Here is a 17,867-nt window from a genome sequence, read left to right as displayed (position 1 = left end):
AAAACATGAAAAAGATGTGGATAGCCTTGACCTTGGGCCTGTCTGTGGCCGGCTCTCAGGCCCTGGCCGCGCCGGACGCGCAGACGATACTGGCGGCCAGCGACGCGGTGCGCAATCCGGGCAAGCCGTTTGGCTTGATCGTCTCCCTGGTCGGCTACAAGGACGGCCAGGAGAACGAGCGCAGCGCGCTGGCGGTGTATTCGCGAGCCGACGAGAAGAGCGGCCAGTACCGCAGCCTGCTGCGCTTCGTCAGCCCGGCGCGCGACGCCGGCAAGCTGATGTTGAAGAACGGCAACGATCTGTGGTTCTACGATCCGGCCAGCAAGGCCAGCGTGCCGATTTCGCCGCAGCAGCGTCTGCTGGGCCAGGCTTCCAACGGCGACGTGGTGACGGTGAACCTGGCGCTGGATTACACCGCCAAGCTGGACGGAGAGGAGGACATCCAGGACGGCGACCGCCAGACGCGGCATTGCTACAAGCTGCGCCTGACGGCGCGCAACGGCGGCGTCACCTATCACGCCATCGACTTGTGGCTGGACAAGGATGGCTATCGCAGCCGCAAGGCCAAGTTTTACTCGGAGAGCGGCAGCCTGCTGAAAACGGCGTACTACCGCGGCTACCGGGAGGCGCTGGGCCGGGAGCGGCCCAGCGAGACCGTGATCATAGACGGCCTCAACCCCAAGTGGGTGACGGTGATGCGCAACAGCGACTACGCCTGGCGCGAGGTGCCGGAAGCCTGGCTGCAGCGCGACTACCTGCCGCGCTTCCGGGCGGAGTAAGCGATGCGAACCTGGTGCATGCTGGCGCTGGCGGCGCTGCCGGCGGCGGCTCTGGCCGATGACGACGCGTCGGCCTTGCAGTTGGCGGACCAAACGCCGGCCATGACGGACAAACCGCGCGACCTGCAGCTGCTGTTCGAAGCCGCCGCCATCGTCAACCAAACCATGCCGGATTCGCAGCGGCTGTCTGTCGACCTGCGCTGGGACGGCCGGCTCAGTCCGGACTGGCGGGCGGTGCTGTCGGACAGGCTGGATCAGCGCTTCGACAATTCGCCCGCGCGCAGCCATGGCGTCAACACGCTGCGCGAAGCCTATCTGAGCCGCGCCTTCGGCAATGAGAACATCTTGGACATAGGCCGCGTCAACACGCGCTACGGCGTCGGCGTCGGCTACAATCCCACGGATTTTCTGGGCGAGGGCGCGGTGCGCTCGGTGGTGTCGGCCGATCAGGAAAGCTTGCGACAGAACCGCCTGGGCAACGTCATGCTGCGCTGGCAAAAGCTGTGGGAAGCCGCCTCGCTGACCGCGATCTGGTCGCCCAAGCTGGCCGACGCGCCCACCTCCAACGGCCTGAGTCCGGACTGGGGCGCGAGCAATCCCAAGCAAAGGGCGTTGCTGGCTTTCAGTTATCAATTTTCAGAAAGCTGGAACCCGCAATGGCTGCTGTTTCACGAGCGCGGGGATTCGCCGCAGCTCGGTTTCAACCTCAGCCATGTGCTGACCGATTCGACCGTAGCCTACGTCGAATGGGCCGGCGGGCAGGCAGAGAGCGATTGGCGGCGTTGGCTGGGTGAGGAGGCCGGCGGCTGGCGCAACCGGCTGGCGCTGGGCAGCACCTGGACCGGCGCCAACAAGCTGAGCTTGACGCTCGAGGGCCAGTACGACGGCGCGGCGCCCGAGGCGGCCGAGTGGGACCGTCTGCGGCAAAGCCCGTTCTATGGGTCTTATCGCCAGGGCATGGCAAACTCGACCTCGCTGTTGACGCGGCGCGCGGCCCTGTTGCGCGCCAGCTGGCAGGACGCGCTGGTGGACAGCCTGGACCTGGCCGCGATGCGGCAGACCAGCCTGGTGGACCGTAGCGGCATGAACTGGGTAGAGGCGCGCTACCATTGGTCCCATGTCGATCTGGCCTTGCAGTGGCAGCGATTCGACGGCGGGCCGCTGACGCAGTATGGCGCGGCGATGCCGCAGCAGAGTTGGCAACTGGTGTTCGATTATTTTTATTGAGGCCTAATCATGAATGCATACCAGCGCTGGTCCGGCGTACTTCAGGAGTTTGCCATCTGCAGCTGCATCAACTTGGCCATCGCTTTGTTCTTTTCCTCGTTGGGTGGCTGGGGCCGTCTATACGACAACGTGCTGATTTCGTTTTGCATAGGCTATAGCTGTTGGTTGAGCGGTAGCGTGCTGGGCCGGCTCAAGCTGAATCGCGCGCTGGTCTATGTCTTAGTGCTGCTGTTCAGCGTGCCGTTCGGCTTAAAGCTGGCGGCTTGGCTGGGCGCATTCGATGTGTTGGCGCAAGCTTTGCGTGTGCCGGAGCGGGCGTATCTGTTTCTCGTGCCGACCTTACTGGTGGCGATGTTCGCCATGACGCTGAGCCTGCTGTACTACCGTTCGCAGGCGCTGGCCGGCGAGTTGGAGGCCACGCGCCGGCGCGAGGCGGAAAGCCGCGAGGCGCAGACGGCGGCGCAGCTGGCCATGCTGCAAGCGCAGATCGAGCCGCACTTTCTGTTCAACACCCTGGCCAATGTGCAGAGCCTGATCGAGATAGATCCGCCGCGCGCCTCGACCATGCTGCGGCATTTGAACACCTATCTGCGCGCCAGCCTGGCGCGCAGCCGCAATGCCCAGGGGACTTTGGGCCAGGAGCTGGAACTGGTGGGCGCGCTGCTGGACATCGCCGCCATCCGCATGGGCGAGCGGCTGCGCGTCCGCGTGCAGGTGGCGGAAGAGTTGAAGTCGCTGCCGCTGCCGCCGCTGCTATTGCAGCCCCTGGTGGAAAACGCGCTGAAGCACGGCCTGGAGCCCAGCGTGACGGGCGGCGAAATCGCCATCCTGGCCGAGCGCGACGGCGCCGCGCTCAGGCTGATGGTGAGCGACAGCGGCGTCGGCATCGCCGAATCCGCGCCGGCCGGCGTCGGCCTGGCCAATATCCGCGAGCGGCTGGCCGCGCTGTATGGGCCGGCGGCGCAACTGCGCCTGTCGCCGAGCCAGCCGCGCGGCGTGCTGGCGGAATTGGTGTTGCCAATCGCATAATTGTTCGAACTGGCCGCGAGGAGAGTAAAGCCATGCCGACTGCCCTGATCGCCGATGACGAGCCGCTGTTGGCCGCCGCGCTGCAATCCGCTCTGGCCCGGCTGTGGCCGCAACTCGCCGTCATTGCCGTCGCGCACGACGGCGCGATCGCGCTGGCCGAGATCAACCGGCTGCGGCCGGACTTCGCTTTCCTGGACATTCGCATGCCGGGCTTGGACGGCATGGCGGTGGCCCGGAGCGTGGCAGGCTGCCGCGTGGTCTTTGTCACCGCCTATGACGAATACGCCTTGCAGGCCTTCGACGCGGCGGCGATGGACTACTTGTTGAAGCCGATTGACGACCCGCGGCTGCTGCGTTGCATCAGCCGCTTGCAGCAGCTCGCGTCGACCGTCGCCATGCCCGCGCCGGCGCCAGCCGAAGCGCAGCCGGAATACCTCAACTGGATCACGGCGGGGCTGGGCAACAGCAAGCGGCTGATAGCGGCAAGCGAGGTACTGTATTTCAAGGCCTGCGACAAATACACCGAACTGGTGCTGGCAACCGAAACCCAACTGATCCGCACACCGCTGAAAGAATTGGCGGCGCGGCTCAACCCGCGAGAGTTCGCGCAGATTCACCGCGGGCTGCTCGTTCGGCTATCGGCCGTGCAGTCCATCGAGCAGGATATGTTGGGGCGCAACTTTGTGCTGTTGAAAGATCGGGAGGACAAGCTGCCGCTCAGCCGCAGCTACGCTGCCCAGTTCAAATCCATGTAGGGCGGAAGCCCGGCCAAGCCGGGCGTTCCGCCTTCAGGATGCGATGGCGAGAACCAACGGGAAAAAGAATTTAACCAAACTTTCCAATGTCGTACGCTCTACCGTGTTGAGAAATTTGCTACACAGGAAGCATTGCCGTCCCCCCTGGAGTTTCCGATGCAGCTCTTGTCTCCGCCCCGCTTCATCCTGGCCATGACGGCTATGCTGTGCGCCGCTTGCGGCGGAGGAGGCGACTCCTCTTCCACTTCCAGCGCCGGTTCCTCCAGCGGTTCCAGCTCGAAAAGCGGCAGCTACTCCACCGCCGGCGTGCTGTGCAGCTATTCGGAGAGCACTTTCAACAGCTCGGCCTCGGTCAACGCCACCAGCACGGCGGTGTGGAGCTGCACCAGCAGCGCCCGCCAGCTCAGCGCCAACGGCCTGCCTGATCACTCGGTCGGCACCTTCCCCAATGTTAATAACCCCAACACCATCAGCGCGCAGTCGGTGACGCCCAGCTTCGCCTTGTCGCCCAGCCTGTCCGGCGGCAGCAAGACGGTGCAACCCACCGGCTACGCGCTGAACGGCGTGAAGTTCGATCCGGCCACGGCCGGCAGCTGCGACAACTCGGGCAGTTGCACCCTGATCGGCAATACCGGCAGTTGGAGCATAGAGGCGCTGGGACAAAACAGCTTCAACTTCGGCGTGGACAGCAATAACGCCCACGTGCAGCCCAACGGCGCCTACCACTACCATGGCATGCCCACCGGCTTGATGACGGAACTGGGCAAGGGCGCGGCGATGACGCTGGTGGGCTGGGCCGAGGACGGCTTTCCCATCTACGCCCGCTATGGCTACAGCAGCGCCAACGACGCCGCTTCCGCCATCAAGACCTTGATCGGCAGCTACCAGCTGAAATCGACGCCGGATTCCGGGCGGCCGTCCACCTCGCTCTATCCCATGGGCACCTTCAGCCAGGACTACCAGTACGTGGCCGGCTCCGGCGATCTGGACGAATGCAATGGCCGCACCGGCGTGACGCCGGAGTTCCCGGGCGGCATCTATTACTACGCGATCACCGACAGCTATCCCTATATTTCGCGTTGCGTGAAGGGGAGCTGATATGTGGAAGACCCTGCTGATGTGGCTGGCGCTATGCCTGCCTTGCCAGGCGCATTTGATGGTGGCGCAGCATGGCACGCTGAACCTGGCGCATGGCGGCGGCTATATGGTGTTGTCGCTGCCGGTCAGCTCGTTCCAGGGCCTGAGCCTGAAGACGCCGGGACGCATCACCTTGCCGGAGCTGAGGGTCGGCCATGCCGCGATAGAGGCGCAATTGCAGCGCGAGGCGCAGTTGCTGGCTTATGGCAGGCCGCTGCCGCTGCAGGGCCTCATGCTCAGTTTCTCCGTCAACGAGGGCAGCGACAGCACGGATCAGCTGGTGGCGCTGGGCCGCTATCCGCTGCCGCCGTTGGAGGCGCCGCTGGCGTTTCGCGTGGGCTTGTACGGCGCGGTGCCGGTCGAGCGGCGCTATGAAATCACGGTGACGCGGCCGGGCGAAAGCGAGCTGCTAGTGTTGACGCCCGATAGCGAAAGCCGGCCGCTGTGGCGCTCCGCCTGGGCGGTAATGGGCGATTACTTCAAGCTGGGCGTCAACCACATCCTGACCGGCTTCGACCACATGCTGTTCCTGCTGGTGGTGCTATCCGCTGGATGGCGCTGGCGCGCCGTAGTGCTGGCGCTGTCCGCCTTCACCGTCGGCCACGCCATCACTCTGGCCGCCTGCGTCTGGGGCGGGCTGGCAGCGTCGCCGGCCATCGTCGAACCAGCCATCGCCGCCACCATCGTCGGCATGGCGCTGCTGGACTGGCGCGCCCGCATGCGCGGCGCGGTCATGCCGGTAGGCCTGCGCATTGGCCTGGTGTTCGGTTTCGCCCTGATCCACGGTCTGGGTTTCGCTGGGGCCTTGGCGGAGCTGGGGCTGGACCCCGGTCATCGCCTGCCCAGCGTGGCCGGCTTCAATCTGGGCATAGAAGCCGGCCAGTTGCTGGTGGCCGCGCTGTATGGGCTTGTAGTCTGGCTGGCTAAGAAAGTGGACGAGGGGCATGGGCTGCGGCTGGCGCGGCTGGCTAACTGGGCCGGCATAGCCGCCGGCAGTTTTTGGCTGGCGAGCCGGCTGCTAGGCGTGGGCTGAGGCGGCCTGCGCATTCAATCGCCGCGCGGCAGCGTGAAGATTTTGGGCGGCTCCGGCGCGCCCTCCGCATTGGCTAGCGGTTTGCGCAGCTCGCTTTCCCGCTTGATCCAGGTCCGGGCAGCTCGCCGCCGCTTGGGCTAGGCTGACAGCATACTGTTCGCCAAGCCAGAAAGCATGCAAGATGCCAGCATCATATTTCCGTCCCCGTTTGCTCGATACGCTGCGCCATTACAACGGCAAACAGCTGCGGGCCGATTTCATGGCTGGCGTGACCGTCGGCATCGTCGCCCTGCCTTTGGCCATGGCCTTCGCCATCGCCAGCGGGGTGCCGCCTCAGGCTGGCATCGTCACCGCGGTCATCGCGGGTTCGCTGGCGGCCGCGCTTGGAGGCACCCGTTTATGCGTCACGGGCCCCACCGGCGCCTTCATCGTCATCTTGTATGGCATCGTCAGCAAGTATGGCGTGGCCAATCTGCTGGTCTGTACGTTCATGGCCGGGGTGATGCTGGTGCTGATGGGCGCGCTCAGGCTGGGGCAGGTGATACGTTTTTTCCCGATGCCGCTGATCACGGGCTTCACCAACGGCATCGCCGTGCTGATTTTCCTGACGCAGCTGAAGGATTTTTTCGGTCTTCCCATCGCCAAGATGCCGTCCGGCTTCTTCGCCGTGATGGCGACGCTGCGCGCGCATTTTTCCGGCTTGCACTGGCCGACCACGCTGTTGTCCGCAGCCCTGCTGGCGTTGATCCTGCTATGGCCCAAGCGGCTGAATCGGCTTGTGCCGTCGCCGTTTGCCGCGCTGGTGGCGGCCACGCTCGCCGTCTCGCTGTTCGATCTGCCGGTGGCGACGCTGGGCAGCCGTTTCGGCGGCATTCCGCAAGGGTTTCCATCGCCGACCGGGCTGGACTTGAACCTGCTCCATTTATCCGATCTGCTGGCGCCGGCCTTCACTATCGCGCTGCTGGGCGCGATCGAGTCCCTGCTATGCGCCGTGGTGGTGGACAGCCTCACCGCCGACCGGCATGACGCCAACCAGGAGTTGATAGGACAGGGCATCGCCAATATGGTGGCGCCGTTCTTCGGCGGCATCCCGGCTACCGGCGCGGTGGTGCGTTCGGTCACCAATATAGGCAATGGCGCGCGCACGCCGCTGGCGGCTATTTTTCATGCGGCGCTGTTGCTATTGGTGCTGCTGTTGGCTGCGCCACTGGCGGCCCATGTGCCGTTGGCCGCGCTGGCGGCCATCCTGGTGGCGGTGGCCTTGAAGATGGGCGACTGGGATATCCGCAAGGCGCGGCAGTTTCCGCTGCACGACACCTTGATCCTGGTGGTGACCTTTGTGTTGACTGTGGCGTTTGATTTGACTGTGGCTGTCGAGATCGGCCTGTTGTTGGCCGCCATGTTTTTCATTCGCAGCATGGCTGGCCATACCGCCATCCGCCGTTTGCAACCGGAACACGCCCAGCTGTTCGAGCGCCACAGCATTGCCGGCAAGAACGTGCCGGATGGCTGCGCGGCATTCCGCATCGAGGGGGCGCTGTTCTTCGGCGCGGCGGACTGTGTGGACATCGTTCTGAAGGAGGCGCCGCAAGCCCGGGTGGTGATCCTGCAATTGCACCGCCTCGTTCTGCTGGATACATCCGGTCTGCTTGCGCTGGAGGGCTTGCGTTCACGGCTGGCGGAGCAGGGCAAGATGCTGATTCTGTGTGGCGCGGCGGATGAGGTGATGGACATGCTCGAGGGATCCCGCCTGGCGGAACGGCTAGGCGAGGACAATTTGCAGCCGGACCTGGCTTGCGCATTGCAAAGAGCGGAGCTGGTGTTGATGGAGGGCGTGGTGTGGGCATAGGGCCGTACGCGTTCCGGCGTTCGGCCCTTGGCGAAATCAGCGGCTCTTCTTCTGCTTGCGCAGCTTCAGCCAGCGCGCGACGGCGTGACCCACCGCCAGCGGCGACAGCGGCACCAGGGCCAGCAGGCCGTGGCCATCGCGGTAGCCGGGATTGACGCTGACGAAGAAGCGGTCGGCGGGCTTGGCGGAGTTCTGCCAGTACAGATGATCGTCCTTGCCGTCGCGGGTGAGGATGCCCACATTGGCGATGAACGGTTTTTCCGGCGATAGCGGCGTCAACTGGAAGCTGGAGAACAGCTCATAGGCCTTGGCCGCCAGCGGGTGGCTGTCGTCCTGGCCAGGCGCCGGCCACATGCGGCGCGAGAACTTGTGCATCACCGCATAGCTGGACGGATGCAGCATCACGCCGAAGAAATACAGCGGACGCAGCGGGTGGCTCAGCCAGTGGCGCATGACCTGGCTGATCAGGAAGGCGAAGTTGCTGTTCTTGCCGCGATAGGCTTTGAGCAGTCCGGACTGTACGCGCAGCACGCTGCAAACGCGTTTGCCGATCTGGCGGCGATAGCGGTGCATGGCGCAATAGCCCACCAGGCGGCCGTCGCCGTCGCGGTGCAGCAGCAGGCTGCTATGTTCCGTGGGCGGCGAGATGATCATGGATTTAAAGCCGGAATAGTCCATGCCGGCGAAGACGGCGTCGTGAACCTGGAACAGCTCCCTGGCCAGCGCCTCGCGCGCTTCCGGCGCGAGTTTGGCGGGTACGATGCGGATCGAGCGGGCGATTTCAGCCATTTCATTCTCCTTGTGCGTTGCAGCAATGAAATGGCGGCGATGTTAGAAAAGCGCGCAGATGGACACTACTGTCCTTTTTGCATACTCATTAATCATTAAATTGTTACAAATAAAATGTCCTTATCATTTCATGCGCTTATGAAACGATCGTATGAATTTGTATGGATTGCCGCAGCCGCAGGCTAGCGGTTCAACTGTCCGATAGGCCGGCGCTGGATGAGTGGCGAATCTGCGCGCGAGCGACGCGGTATGCGGCCGAATGACGGGAGCGACAGCAAGTTTCGCCGCCGACAAGCCGCTTGCCACGGACGGGGGCCGGCAAAATCTGGGGCCGGCGCCAGTCAGGCGCTAGTAACCCTGCACGCGCCGCACGAGTCCGGCGGGGGCCTGGCCGGCCGCCAGCAGCCGCAGTTTGGAGACGATCTGCTCCACCGAAGGCTGGCGCAGCGTGATGGCGGCGACATGCGGGGTGATGGCCACGGCGGGGTGCCGCCACAAGGGATGCGTTGCCGGCAGCGGTTCTTCCGGGAAGACATCCAACTGCGCGCCGCGCAGATGGTCGCTATCCAGCAGTTCCAGCAGCGCGTCCAGATCCAGCAGGTCGCCGCGTCCGGCATTGATGACCAGGGCGCCCTGCGGCAGCCTGGTCAGTCTCTCCGCGCTCAGCAGGCCGCGCGTTTCCGGCGTGGAAGGCAGCACGCAGGCCAGAACCTGGCTGTCCGCCAAGATTTGCTCCAGTCCGCCGCCGCCATGCAGGCAGCGCACATGCTCCACTGTTTTGGCGCTGCGGCTCCAGCCGCTGACGCGATAGCCATCCGCCGCCAGGGCGCGCGCCACGGCCGCCCCTATCTCGCCCAGCCCCAGCACGCCGACGCGGATATCGCCTGGCAGGCGCGGCGCCAGCTTGCGCCATTGCCCTTCCGCCTGTTGGCGGCGATACAGGTCCATATTGCGTTGATAGCCCAGCACGCCGTAGCGGACGTATTCCGCCATCTGCGCGGCCATGCCGCCGTCCAGCAGCCGGTACACCGGCAGATCGGCCGGCAAGTCCGGCCGCGACATCAGCTTGTCCACGCCAGCGCCGAGCGCGAACAGGGCTTCCAGTTTGGGCATGTCGGCAAGGAGGTCATCGGGCAAGCCCCAGGTGACGAGATGGCGAACGGCGGACAGGTCGGCGTGTTCGAGGTCGGTGAACGCTTCTTCCGGCATCGCGGCGCGGAAGAGTTCGAGATACGCGGAGACTTCCTTCGGGCTGGGCGTGTGGATCAGGATCATGGCTTTGGTTTGGGTCAGGATTATGACCATAGTATACCTGGCTGGGTGGATAGCCGCGCGGCTAGGGACAAACCGCAAGCCATTGATCTTGGGGGATGGGCCTCGCTATACCAAGGGCATGGCTTGGTGCGGGGAGAGCGGCATGTGGGATGAGACTATCCATGGTTTGACGCAGGCGCGCGCGCTAAGAAGTTTGGTCGATGGCGCGGCGGCTAGCGGCGAGGGCTGGCTGCTGGCCAGCGATGTGGAAGGGCCGCTGTTCCTGGGCGACTTCATCGCCGAGGCGTTGACCGCCAGGCTGAAGCCGGAGGCGGGCGCAGTGGATGCCACGCCGTCTTATGGACAAATCCTGTATGGAGAAGGCTATCACGCCTTTGCCGAGGATATCGCGCGACAGCGGCGGCCCTCGGGACGGCGCATCGGCATGCCGCCCGCCGGGGGCTACACGCTGGCGCAGGAGGGCACGGACACCATTTTCGCCTTGCCCATGCTGCTGGCTGCGGGAGTGGACTATGCCTATCTGGCGGAGATGGCGCTGCGATCTGCGGCGACGCCGGGCGCAGAGGGCATGGCGTTGGGGCTGGAGAAAATGGGCTGGCGGATGGCGGGCATCACCACGGCGCCGCAGCAGCCTTACCGTCAAGTGGCGGAACAATGCGGCTGGCTGGCCCCGGAGCGGGTGCTGGGTTCGCCATTTCCTTTGGCGGAAGCCGAGGCCTGCCTGCGCCGACATGGCCGCTGGGGGATGGAAATGGCGTTGGCGCAGGCCTATCTGCGCGACGCCTTTGCCCTGATAGACGGCATGTCCGAAGTCTGGATGGACGGCGCGACGCGGCGGCGGCATTTCTCGAATGCCGGCCGGCAATTGCTGCGGCAGCGGTTTCGCCGCTTTTATCGGGATGAGCTGGGCATTTCCTATGCGCCGGGCGAGCGGCGTGGCCGATTGGCGCCTACTGCGTTGGGCCGCATCGTGGAGGCCAGCGTCATGGTGGGGGACCGTTCCAAGGCCGCGCTCGCCCTGAGCCTGGCGCGGCGCGGCGGCGGGGTGGCGCGCCTGGTGGCCATGGGAGACGGCGCCAACGACGCGGAAATGCTGCGCCGCGCGCCGTGGTCCATCGGCGTCAATGGCCCTGACGCGGCGCGGGCGGCCGGCATTGGCCTGGTGACCGACGACATGCGGCATGCGCTGGTGCTGCTGAAATGGATAGAAAAGGGCGTGGGCGACGTCGACGCCGTCATCGCGCGGGTCCGGGAGGAGCTGGACGGCGCGGCGTTGGTGCACCGCGGGGGCGCGGGGCTGACGCCCGAGCTGGAAGAACGGCACAGGCAGATGAAGCGGAAGCTGCGCGGTGAGTTCGTCACCTATTGAGGCCCTGAGCTGGGCAGGGCGGGGGCGCAGCCTGTCCGGCGCCGGGCTGGCCGTATTGTCCATGTGCTGCGTGCAGTTCGGCGCGGCGTGGTCGCAGCCGGCCTCGGCAAGCCTGGGCGCTTTGCGCGCCACCGCTTGGCGGCTGGTTTTCGCCGCCTTGCTCCTGCTGTTATGGAAACGGCCGGCTTTGCCGCGGCTGGGCGGCGGCGCATGGTCAAGCATCCTGCTGCTGGGAGCGGCGATGGCGGGGCTGCTGATGAGTTTTTTCTCAGCCACCCGCACCCTGCCGCAGGGTTTGGCGGTGGCCATCAACTTGCTTGGACCCTTGCTGCTGGCCTGGTGGACGGGCAGCGGGCCGCGCCGCGGCTGGTGGCCATTGCTGGCCCTGACGGGCATTCTGGCCTTATCCAGGCATGGCGAGCGCTGGGCGGCGGACGCGGCGGGGTTGGGGTGGGCAGCCTTGGGCGCGGCGTGCTGGGCGGCCTACATCGCCATGCTGCGGCGGGTGGGCGAGCGCTGCCCGGGCGGGGATGGCGTGGCGCTGGCCTTGCCGGCGGCCGCCTTGCTGGTTTCCCCCTGGTGCGGGTTTGCCGCCGCGCCGTCTGGCGCCGTGCTGCTGCAGCTGGCTGGATTGTCGCTGTTGATGCCCGTTTTGCCTTATTTGCTGGAGTTGGCGGCGCTGCGGCGCATGAGCACGGCCTCCTTCGGCGTGTTGATGAGCCTGGAGCCGGCCGTGGCGGTGCTGGCCGGCGCGCTGGCGCTGGGCCAGTCCGCGACGCCGCTGCAGCTGGTTGGCCTGGCCATGGTGACGGCGGCCAGCTTGGGCGCCTTGTCCGAATCCTAGCCGGCGTAGCGCGCGCCCAGCCGGCGCATCGCGCCTATCAATTCCGCTTCTGTGTTGTCATCGCGGGCGATCCGCTCCGCAGCCAGCGGCTTCAACTGCGCATGCTCGCCTATCTGCACCGCGTGGCGCGCGGCGCTGAACATGGATAGATCGTTGCTGTCGTTGCCGAAGCACACCAACTGGTCCGCGGCGATGCCGTGGCGCAACAGGGCGGCCATCTTGCTGACGCCCTTGGCCGTGATGTCCACGATCTGCTGGTCCGAATGATGATGGACGGCGATGTCGTCGCGCTCGGCCAGCGCCAGCTGCAGGGCCGGGCCGTCGGCGCATTCGGTGACCAGCAGCTTGACCGGCAGCCGGATGTCGTCGCGCGCGACCCGGTTGGCCCGGCGAGCCGGATCGACCCAGCCCATGAACGGATGATCGGGGTCGCCGCGGTAGTGATAGTGCCAGGGCAGGTCTACCAGATAGGAGGCTTCCAAGCGTTCCGCCAGCTCGCACAATTGGTCCAGCGTGCGCTTGGCCAGCGGCTGGGTATCGCACAATTCGCCTTGATGGTAGGTCATGGCACCGTTGGAGCCGACGAATAGTCCATGGTGAAAACGCTCGCCCAGCAAGTGTAGCATGTCGCGATAGGGGCGGGCGGAGGCGAAGCCGATCTGGTGCCCCTGTTCTTCCAGTCCGCTCAGCGCGTCTTGTATGGCGGGGCTGATGGTATGGCCGTCGAAGCAAAGGGTGCCATCTATGTCGAAGATGAAGTGCATGGATATTGAGCCGTGCGCAATGGCGGAATTCGGTTGCAGCTGATGTAAATGGTTAGTAAATGTGAATTTTTGGCTTACATTTCCTATGACGAGTGCCGATAAGAGGAGGGTGCTTATTATACGGGAGGCCTGAAATGGCTGTGAATGGCGGGATATCGATTTCTTTTAGACCTCAAACGTTCATGCAGCCCGCCATTCAGGCTGAAGCGCGGAGTGCCAGCAATGCCGCGGCTGGCGGTCAAGCGGCCCCGCTGCTGGATGTCCAGGGACGGGAGGTCGGTTCTCCCGAATCGCGTTATGGCTTGAGTACGCGGACCTTGCAGCTACTCAAGCAATATGATGTGCGCAGCATGTCAGGTTCCGATCTGTATGCATTGACGGAAATGCTGGATTCGAACGGTGAAATGGACAGTCAGGTGGCAAGCGCCACCCGCGGGGACATAGATAACAATGGCTGGAATGGCGGCGGCGCCTGCAACGCCGTGCAGATATTCGCCAAGCGGCATGACGATGTGCAGGCCAGCGTCAAGGCGGGAGAAACCTCGGCGCGTCTCGCCAGCTACTCCCTGGATAACTATTCACGCGTGCAGCAGGCGCTGGAAAAACTGGGCGCGATACACGATGCCTTGCAGGGAGAGGACAAGGTGCAGTCGGCCGCCAGCGACAGCATGAAACAGGCGCTGGATTTGTCGCGCTTCGAGCGATGGAGCCAGGCGATGACCCGCGCCGAGAGCTCCGGCGAAAAAGTGCCGCTGAGCAAAGAGACCGCCGAATCGGTCAGCAGGGTTTTGCAGCGCGCGGGCGCGGATTTGCCGCCACCGCCTGATGGGCAGGACAAGGGTGCCTGGGTGAAGCAGGCTTTGCAGGCATACCGCTCCTGGCAAACGCAGCATCCTGGCAGCAAGCTGGACATCGATCTGCAAACGGCGGAGCAGGAAGACAAGACCGTTTTCAAGACCAAAAACCAGCCGAAGCCGACCCCGGAGACGGCGGGAGCGCCATTGCCGCCGCCATCATCCACGCCGGCCCAGCGGGCCCAGGCGGCGCTGACGCAGCAGGCGGAGGCGCAATACGGCATGGGGATGTCAACCTTGCAACTGATCAAGAGCACCGATATCGGCAGTCTGTCCATGGAGCAAGTCAAGCAGTACAGCACGCTCTTGCAGGCAAGCGGCGTTCTGTCTCAGGATAATGCGGATTCCTTGCTGCCATTGACGCAAAGAGGGATGGTGGATTCGCTGAGTTACTACAAGCGAGATTTGAGCTGGTTGCACAGCATGCTGAAACTGGGACTGACGCCGCAATACGCTACCGCAGCCGGCATGGTGGATTTGTCGGACGTCAACGCACGGATATCGAACGATCAGCAAGGACAGCGCGTGCTGGAGCGTTTGCAGCGGCTGCATGAGACATTGCAAAGCGATGAGCGGGTGCCGGCAACCGCTTCGGGTAGTCTGCGGCAGGCCAGCGATCAGGCCGCTTTCGATAATTGGGCCCGGGTGGAGCAAAAAGGCGCGCGCAATGCGCAGAACGCGGGCTTGGAGTACCGCAACCAGAACGACGTGGACGGCATTTTCCGCGTGTTGCAGCGTCTGGGCGTGGAGCTGACGCCTTTGGACGGGGACAGCACGACGGGGCAGCGGCTGCAGCAGGCATGGCAGGACTATCAGCAATGGCGGGGTAGCCAGTATGGCGGGCAAGCGGCGACGAGCCTGCCGGTCAAGCGTACTATCGATACATTCGCCTGAGCGGTTAGTTTTCCGGCGCTGCGCTGGCAAGTTCGTTCAGGCAACGGGCCTGCCAATCCCATTCTGATTCGAATGCAGACGGGGTCGCCGCTGCGCCATAGCCGGCTTCTCCATACACGGCGGCATAGGCCGCGTAGTCCGCCGCCGGCAGGGCGCGGCCGGCCAGGGCCATCGCCACGGCATGGCTGGCCGATACCGCCGCGTGGCCGCAGCCGTCCAGCGAAGGCGATCCGGGATGGCCGCGGGCCAGCTCGGCGGCTCGCCGGGCCAGGACATCCAGCGCTGCATGGTCTGTCTCGCCCGCCAGATAGCGTTGCAGACCATCCAGACAGGCTTGGACTTCCTGGTTTTCTAGCAGATGTTCGACGCGCCGGGCGCAGGCCAGGCCAAAGCGCAGGCGCAACGTTTCGCGTTCCGGCGCGTCCAGCCGCAGCGCCGCGGCCAGCGCCTTCAGGGCATCGTTCATCGCCGCTCAGGTCAGGCAGATGGCGTCGCTCTCCAGCGCGCCTTCCAGCCTCAATATGTTTTCCAGCGCGGAGAAACAAGCCGGGTCCAGCGCGCTGCCCAGGTTTTGCCGCATGATGTCCAGCGTTTTGGGCACGGGGTTTTCCGGGTGATAGGGCCGTTCGGCGTGGATGGCGTCGAAGATGTCCGCCGTGGTGATGATGCGGGTTTCCAGCGCGATTTCACTGGCCTTGAGGCCGCGCGGATAGCCCTTGCCGTCCAGCCGCTCATGGTGGGCGCCGGCCACCTGGGCCAGTTCGGAGAACGATTCTATGCGGCCGAGTATGGTCTCGGTGTAGCCGGGATGGCGGCGGATGGCGGCCCATTCCGCCTCGTCCAGCGCGCCGGGCTTGTCCAGCACGGTGTTGCTGACGCCCAGCTTGCCCACGTCGTGCAGCAGCGCGCCGCGCTTGAGCCAGCGCCGGCGCTGCGCGCCCAGGCCCAGCTCCTCGCCAATCCGGTCCGCGTAATGGCCCACGCGTTGGCTGTGGCCGGCGGTGAACGGGCTCTTGGAGTCCACCACTTGGCCGAAGCCCTCGGCGATTTCGTCCATATAGTCCTCGTCCAGCGGCACGGCGCATTGCGCCGGCTCCAGCTCCAGCACGGCCTGCTCGATGTCGTCGGCCTCAAGTTGCCGCCAGAAGGCGTCGTCATTGGCCGCGCCGCGGAAGGCGGCCACCAGTTCCGGGTCGAACCAGCCGCCGCCGCGGCTCACAGCCTCGTCCAGCGCGGCATGGCGGCCATGGGTGATGTGGAACACGTCTATCACCTGGGCCAGCAGCGCGATGCGCGCGTTGAGCGGAATGGCGTCCCCGCGCAGGCCCAGCGGCCGGCCAGAGCCGTCCCAGTGCTCGTCCAGGCACTGGATGCCGCGCGCCACATTGTCGTTGAAGCGCAACTGGCGCGCGATGTCCGCGCCGCGGTGGCAGCGCGTGTTGATCAACTCGTCCGCCATCTCCCTGCCGCGCAGCAGCACCTGGACGATGGACGAAGCGCGCTGACCCCAGCTGGCGGCGTGGGTGCCGGTGTTGCCGAATACGAAGCTCAGCATTTGCGGCAGGCTGGCGCCCACCAGTTTGAAGTCCTGTTTGAAGCGGCGGTCGTCGGTCAGATAAAGCTCGCTGATGCGGGCGGAATTGCTGCTGCAACCCAGGTCTTTCAGCAGGATGGCATAGTACAGGTCCCACAGCGCCTGCGGCTCCAGGCCGATGGCGCGGCCGATATGCATGCCTATCCAGCAACTGCGCACGCAATGGCCCTCCGGCTGGCCTTCGGTGATGTCCAGCGCGTAGCTGAGCGCGCCTATCAGTTGCGACAGTTTGAGCGTGGCGGCCATAGCGGTGTCCTCGCCGCGGGGAATGCTTTGTTTATGCGCGGCCGGCGGCGTTTTGGCAATGCGGTTCACATTCGAATAATTGCTGTGGGCAGATGCTGGACGCCATGGGGCGGCGATGGGCAGAATGCCGGCAGCATTCCCGTGGTTTCGCCTTCCCGCAATCCTTATGGAGCCCGCCGCCATGCCTCACGCCATCTCTCTGGATTCCCTGACTTCCCATGATTTCGAGACCGTCGCCGCGCTCGGCGCCGCAATCTGGCGCAAGCATTTCATCTCCATGATCACGCTGGAGCAGATCGATTACATGGTGTCCGGCCGCTACACGCCGGAGAAACTAAGCCGCTACCTGGACGCGCCGGACCGCTGGTTCCGCCTGCTGCGCGTGGATGGCCAGCCGTCCGGCTATTGCAGCTACGCGCTGACCGGGCAGCCCGGTGAGATGAAGCTGGAGCAGCTGTATCTGCTGGAAGCATTGCGCGGCCTGGGCCTGGGCGGCCGCATGATGGACGAAGTGGAAGCCGCAGCCCGGGCCAAGGGCTGCGCCATGCTGATGCTGACGGTGAACCGCCACAACGCCGACGCCATCGCCGTGTATGAAAAACGCGGCTTCAGCGTGCGGGAGCAGGTGGTGGCCGATATCGGCAATGGGTTTGTGATGGATGATTATGTGATGGCAAAGCGGTTGAGGTAATTTTCTGGACGATGGACAAGCTGCGCCGCGGCTCAAATTTTGAGAGCGGCATTGTTCTTTGTATTCAATGAATAACGACTTATGCTGCGGGGTATTTAATGACTTTGACATTTTTGTTAATTTGAATTAATGTAAACATCGTTTACGTGGTCAACGGTAAGGGGCTGATATATGAAGATAAAGCTATTGGTGGTTGCGTTGGGTGCGGTCTCGGGTATAGCTCAGGCAGGTTGGCGGCCGGTGATTCGCAGCGATAATCTGAATGTCGCGGTAAATTATGGCGGCGGCTCGGTAGCTTATGCAGAGAGCCGGATTGGAGTTATGGGGCCATTGGGCAGGGTGGTGAGCCAGCTCAAGGCTTTGCCCTACGACTTGCAGCAGGGGTTGAATGGCCGGGTAGCGCCAATGATCAACCAGAATGGAGCTTCTTTTCAGGGAGGCTCAGTGAGCGGTAATGCAGTGGTGACAATTCAGCCTTCTGCTAGTGGTGTGACCTACCTGTCGGTTTCCGGACTCAATTATCAGGTGACCAGCCACTTCTCCGCCCGAAAGTGGGGGGTGATCAAAGCCGACTGCACCAACACACTGACGCTGAGCAATATTGCAGTGACTGGACAGTATGGATCCGTCAACGGGGTATTGGACCCAGGGCCATTCAACGCTGAACTCGTAGGCAAATGAACGGTCAGTATTTATTTGCGATATGCCACATGCTAACCCTCGCCATCCTTTCCTCCA

At 64.4% G+C, this 17,867-nt stretch carries 17 protein-coding genes; 12 read left to right on the top strand and 5 right to left on the bottom strand.

All coding sequences use genetic code 11. From position 1 onward, the window contains the following. Positions 1-5 precede the first annotated feature (5 nt). The 7 genes from C2I19_RS12530 (at position 6) to C2I19_RS12500 (ending at position 7,809) form a co-directional block, all read left to right on the top strand. Positions 6-779 carry an outer membrane lipoprotein-sorting protein gene (locus C2I19_RS12530; protein WP_103903032.1) on the top strand — a complete coding sequence of 258 codons (774 nt, stop codon included), beginning with the start codon at positions 6-8 and terminating at the stop codon, positions 777-779. 3 nt (positions 780-782) lie between these two features. Beyond that, positions 783-2,006: a hypothetical protein gene (locus C2I19_RS12525; RefSeq protein WP_146056804.1), complete on the top strand. Its 1,224-nt coding sequence runs from the start codon at positions 783-785 to the stop codon at positions 2,004-2,006. A gap of 9 nt (positions 2,007-2,015) precedes the next feature. Further along, positions 2,016-3,035: a sensor histidine kinase gene (locus C2I19_RS12520; protein ID WP_103903030.1), complete on the top strand. Its 1,020-nt coding sequence runs from the start codon at positions 2,016-2,018 to the stop codon at positions 3,033-3,035. Positions 3,036-3,067: 32 nt separating this feature from the next. Beyond that, positions 3,068-3,790 carry a LytR/AlgR family response regulator transcription factor gene (locus tag C2I19_RS12515; protein ID WP_103903029.1) on the top strand — a complete coding sequence of 241 codons (723 nt, stop codon included), beginning with the start codon at positions 3,068-3,070 and terminating at the stop codon, positions 3,788-3,790. 156 nt (positions 3,791-3,946) lie between these two features. Next, on the top strand, positions 3,947-4,888 hold the full coding sequence (locus tag C2I19_RS12510; protein WP_103903028.1) for a YHYH protein: 942 nt from the start codon (positions 3,947-3,949) through the stop codon (positions 4,886-4,888). Position 4,889: 1 nt separating this feature from the next. After that, complete coding sequence (locus C2I19_RS12505) at positions 4,890-5,960, top strand: HupE/UreJ family protein (protein WP_103903027.1); 1,071 nt, start codon at positions 4,890-4,892, stop codon at positions 5,958-5,960. Between the two features lie 181 nt (positions 5,961-6,141). Continuing rightward, positions 6,142-7,809, top strand: coding sequence for a SulP family inorganic anion transporter (locus C2I19_RS12500; RefSeq protein ID WP_103903026.1), 1,668 nt, complete (start codon positions 6,142-6,144; stop codon positions 7,807-7,809). Between the two features lie 36 nt (positions 7,810-7,845). Here C2I19_RS12500 and C2I19_RS12495 read toward each other — a convergent pair whose 3' ends face one another. Continuing rightward, positions 7,846-8,598: a hypothetical protein gene (locus C2I19_RS12495; RefSeq protein ID WP_103903025.1), complete on the bottom strand. Its 753-nt coding sequence runs from the start codon at positions 8,596-8,598 to the stop codon at positions 7,846-7,848. Between the two features lie 348 nt (positions 8,599-8,946). After that, complete coding sequence (locus C2I19_RS12490) at positions 8,947-9,873, bottom strand: 2-hydroxyacid dehydrogenase (protein ID WP_103903081.1); 927 nt, start codon at positions 9,871-9,873, stop codon at positions 8,947-8,949. Between the two features lie 142 nt (positions 9,874-10,015). Between C2I19_RS12490 and C2I19_RS12485 the strand changes: the two genes are divergently transcribed. After that, the gene (locus C2I19_RS12485; protein ID WP_103903024.1) at positions 10,016-11,242 is read left to right on the top strand and encodes an HAD family hydrolase; all 1,227 of its coding nucleotides are present in this window, start codon (positions 10,016-10,018) and stop codon (positions 11,240-11,242) included. Beyond that, the gene (locus C2I19_RS12480) at positions 11,223-12,086 is read left to right on the top strand and encodes an EamA family transporter (protein ID WP_146056803.1); all 864 of its coding nucleotides are present in this window, start codon (positions 11,223-11,225) and stop codon (positions 12,084-12,086) included. The genes C2I19_RS12485 and C2I19_RS12480 overlap by 20 nt, the downstream gene beginning before the upstream one ends. On the opposite strand, the gene C2I19_RS12475 is transcribed toward C2I19_RS12480, so the two are convergent. Continuing rightward, positions 12,083-12,850, bottom strand: coding sequence for an HAD-IIB family hydrolase (locus C2I19_RS12475; protein WP_103903022.1), 768 nt, complete (start codon positions 12,848-12,850; stop codon positions 12,083-12,085). The two genes, C2I19_RS12480 and C2I19_RS12475, sit on opposite strands and share 4 nt — an antisense overlap. Before the next feature lie 350 nt (positions 12,851-13,200). Here C2I19_RS12475 and C2I19_RS12470 point away from each other — a divergent pair, with 350 nt between their 5' ends. Continuing rightward, positions 13,201-14,598 carry a hypothetical protein gene (locus C2I19_RS12470; RefSeq protein ID WP_146056802.1) on the top strand — a complete coding sequence of 466 codons (1,398 nt, stop codon included), beginning with the start codon at positions 13,201-13,203 and terminating at the stop codon, positions 14,596-14,598. Positions 14,599-14,602: 4 nt separating this feature from the next. Here the strand turns inward: C2I19_RS12470 and C2I19_RS12465 are convergent, their stop codons facing one another. Continuing rightward, the gene (locus C2I19_RS12465; RefSeq protein ID WP_103903020.1) at positions 14,603-15,064 is read right to left on the bottom strand and encodes a hypothetical protein; all 462 of its coding nucleotides are present in this window, start codon (positions 15,062-15,064) and stop codon (positions 14,603-14,605) included. 6 nt (positions 15,065-15,070) lie between these two features. Beyond that, a complete protein-coding gene (locus C2I19_RS12460; RefSeq protein WP_103903080.1) occupies positions 15,071-16,438 on the bottom strand; it encodes an HD-GYP domain-containing protein in 1,368 nt (455 codons plus the stop codon). 181 nt (positions 16,439-16,619) lie between these two features. On the opposite strand from C2I19_RS12460, the gene C2I19_RS12455 reads away from it, so the two are divergent. Together C2I19_RS12455 and C2I19_RS12450 are read left to right on the top strand one after the other, a co-directional pair. Then, positions 16,620-17,129 carry a GNAT family N-acetyltransferase gene (locus C2I19_RS12455; RefSeq protein WP_113024116.1) on the top strand — a complete coding sequence of 170 codons (510 nt, stop codon included), beginning with the start codon at positions 16,620-16,622 and terminating at the stop codon, positions 17,127-17,129. Between the two features lie 171 nt (positions 17,130-17,300). After that, positions 17,301-17,810, top strand: a complete 510-nt coding sequence (locus C2I19_RS12450) for a hypothetical protein (protein WP_103903018.1) — start codon at positions 17,301-17,303, stop codon at positions 17,808-17,810. The last annotated feature ends 57 nt before the right edge of the window (positions 17,811-17,867 follow it).

It is taken from the genome of Chromobacterium alticapitis (assembly GCF_002924365.1).
GTDB classification, from domain to species: Bacteria; Pseudomonadota; Gammaproteobacteria; order Burkholderiales; family Chromobacteriaceae; genus Chromobacterium; species Chromobacterium alticapitis.
Note: the sequence above shows the minus strand (reverse complement) of the source record. Positions and strands in the feature narration are given on the sequence as shown.

Bases quoted from the DNA above. Each gene is read 5' to 3' on its own strand.
- C2I19_RS12490 (WP_103903081.1), bottom strand. From the start codon at position 9,873: ATGATCCTGATCCACACGCCCAGCCCGAAGGAAGTCTCCGCGTATCTC.
- C2I19_RS12450 (WP_103903018.1), top strand. From the start codon at position 17,301: ATGAAGATAAAGCTATTGGTGGTTGCGTTGGGTGCGGTCTCGGGTATA.
- C2I19_RS12530 (WP_103903032.1), top strand. From the start codon at position 6: ATGAAAAAGATGTGGATAGCCTTGACCTTGGGCCTGTCTGTGGCCGGC.
- C2I19_RS12520 (WP_103903030.1), top strand. From the start codon at position 2,016: ATGAATGCATACCAGCGCTGGTCCGGCGTACTTCAGGAGTTTGCCATC.
- C2I19_RS12475 (WP_103903022.1), bottom strand. From the start codon at position 12,850: ATGCACTTCATCTTCGACATAGATGGCACCCTTTGCTTCGACGGCCAT.
- C2I19_RS12485 (WP_103903024.1), top strand. From the start codon at position 10,016: ATGTGGGATGAGACTATCCATGGTTTGACGCAGGCGCGCGCGCTAAGA.
- C2I19_RS12525 (WP_146056804.1), top strand. From the start codon at position 783: ATGCGAACCTGGTGCATGCTGGCGCTGGCGGCGCTGCCGGCGGCGGCT.
- C2I19_RS12510 (WP_103903028.1), top strand. From the start codon at position 3,947: ATGCAGCTCTTGTCTCCGCCCCGCTTCATCCTGGCCATGACGGCTATG.
- C2I19_RS12515 (WP_103903029.1), top strand. From the start codon at position 3,068: ATGCCGACTGCCCTGATCGCCGATGACGAGCCGCTGTTGGCCGCCGCG.
- C2I19_RS12455 (WP_113024116.1), top strand. From the start codon at position 16,620: ATGCCTCACGCCATCTCTCTGGATTCCCTGACTTCCCATGATTTCGAG.
- C2I19_RS12460 (WP_103903080.1), bottom strand. From the start codon at position 16,438: ATGGCCGCCACGCTCAAACTGTCGCAACTGATAGGCGCGCTCAGCTAC.
- C2I19_RS12465 (WP_103903020.1), bottom strand. From the start codon at position 15,064: ATGAACGATGCCCTGAAGGCGCTGGCCGCGGCGCTGCGGCTGGACGCG.
- C2I19_RS12500 (WP_103903026.1), top strand. From the start codon at position 6,142: ATGCCAGCATCATATTTCCGTCCCCGTTTGCTCGATACGCTGCGCCAT.
- C2I19_RS12495 (WP_103903025.1), bottom strand. From the start codon at position 8,598: ATGGCTGAAATCGCCCGCTCGATCCGCATCGTACCCGCCAAACTCGCG.
- C2I19_RS12470 (WP_146056802.1), top strand. From the start codon at position 13,201: ATGTCAGGTTCCGATCTGTATGCATTGACGGAAATGCTGGATTCGAAC.
- C2I19_RS12505 (WP_103903027.1), top strand. From the start codon at position 4,890: ATGTGGAAGACCCTGCTGATGTGGCTGGCGCTATGCCTGCCTTGCCAG.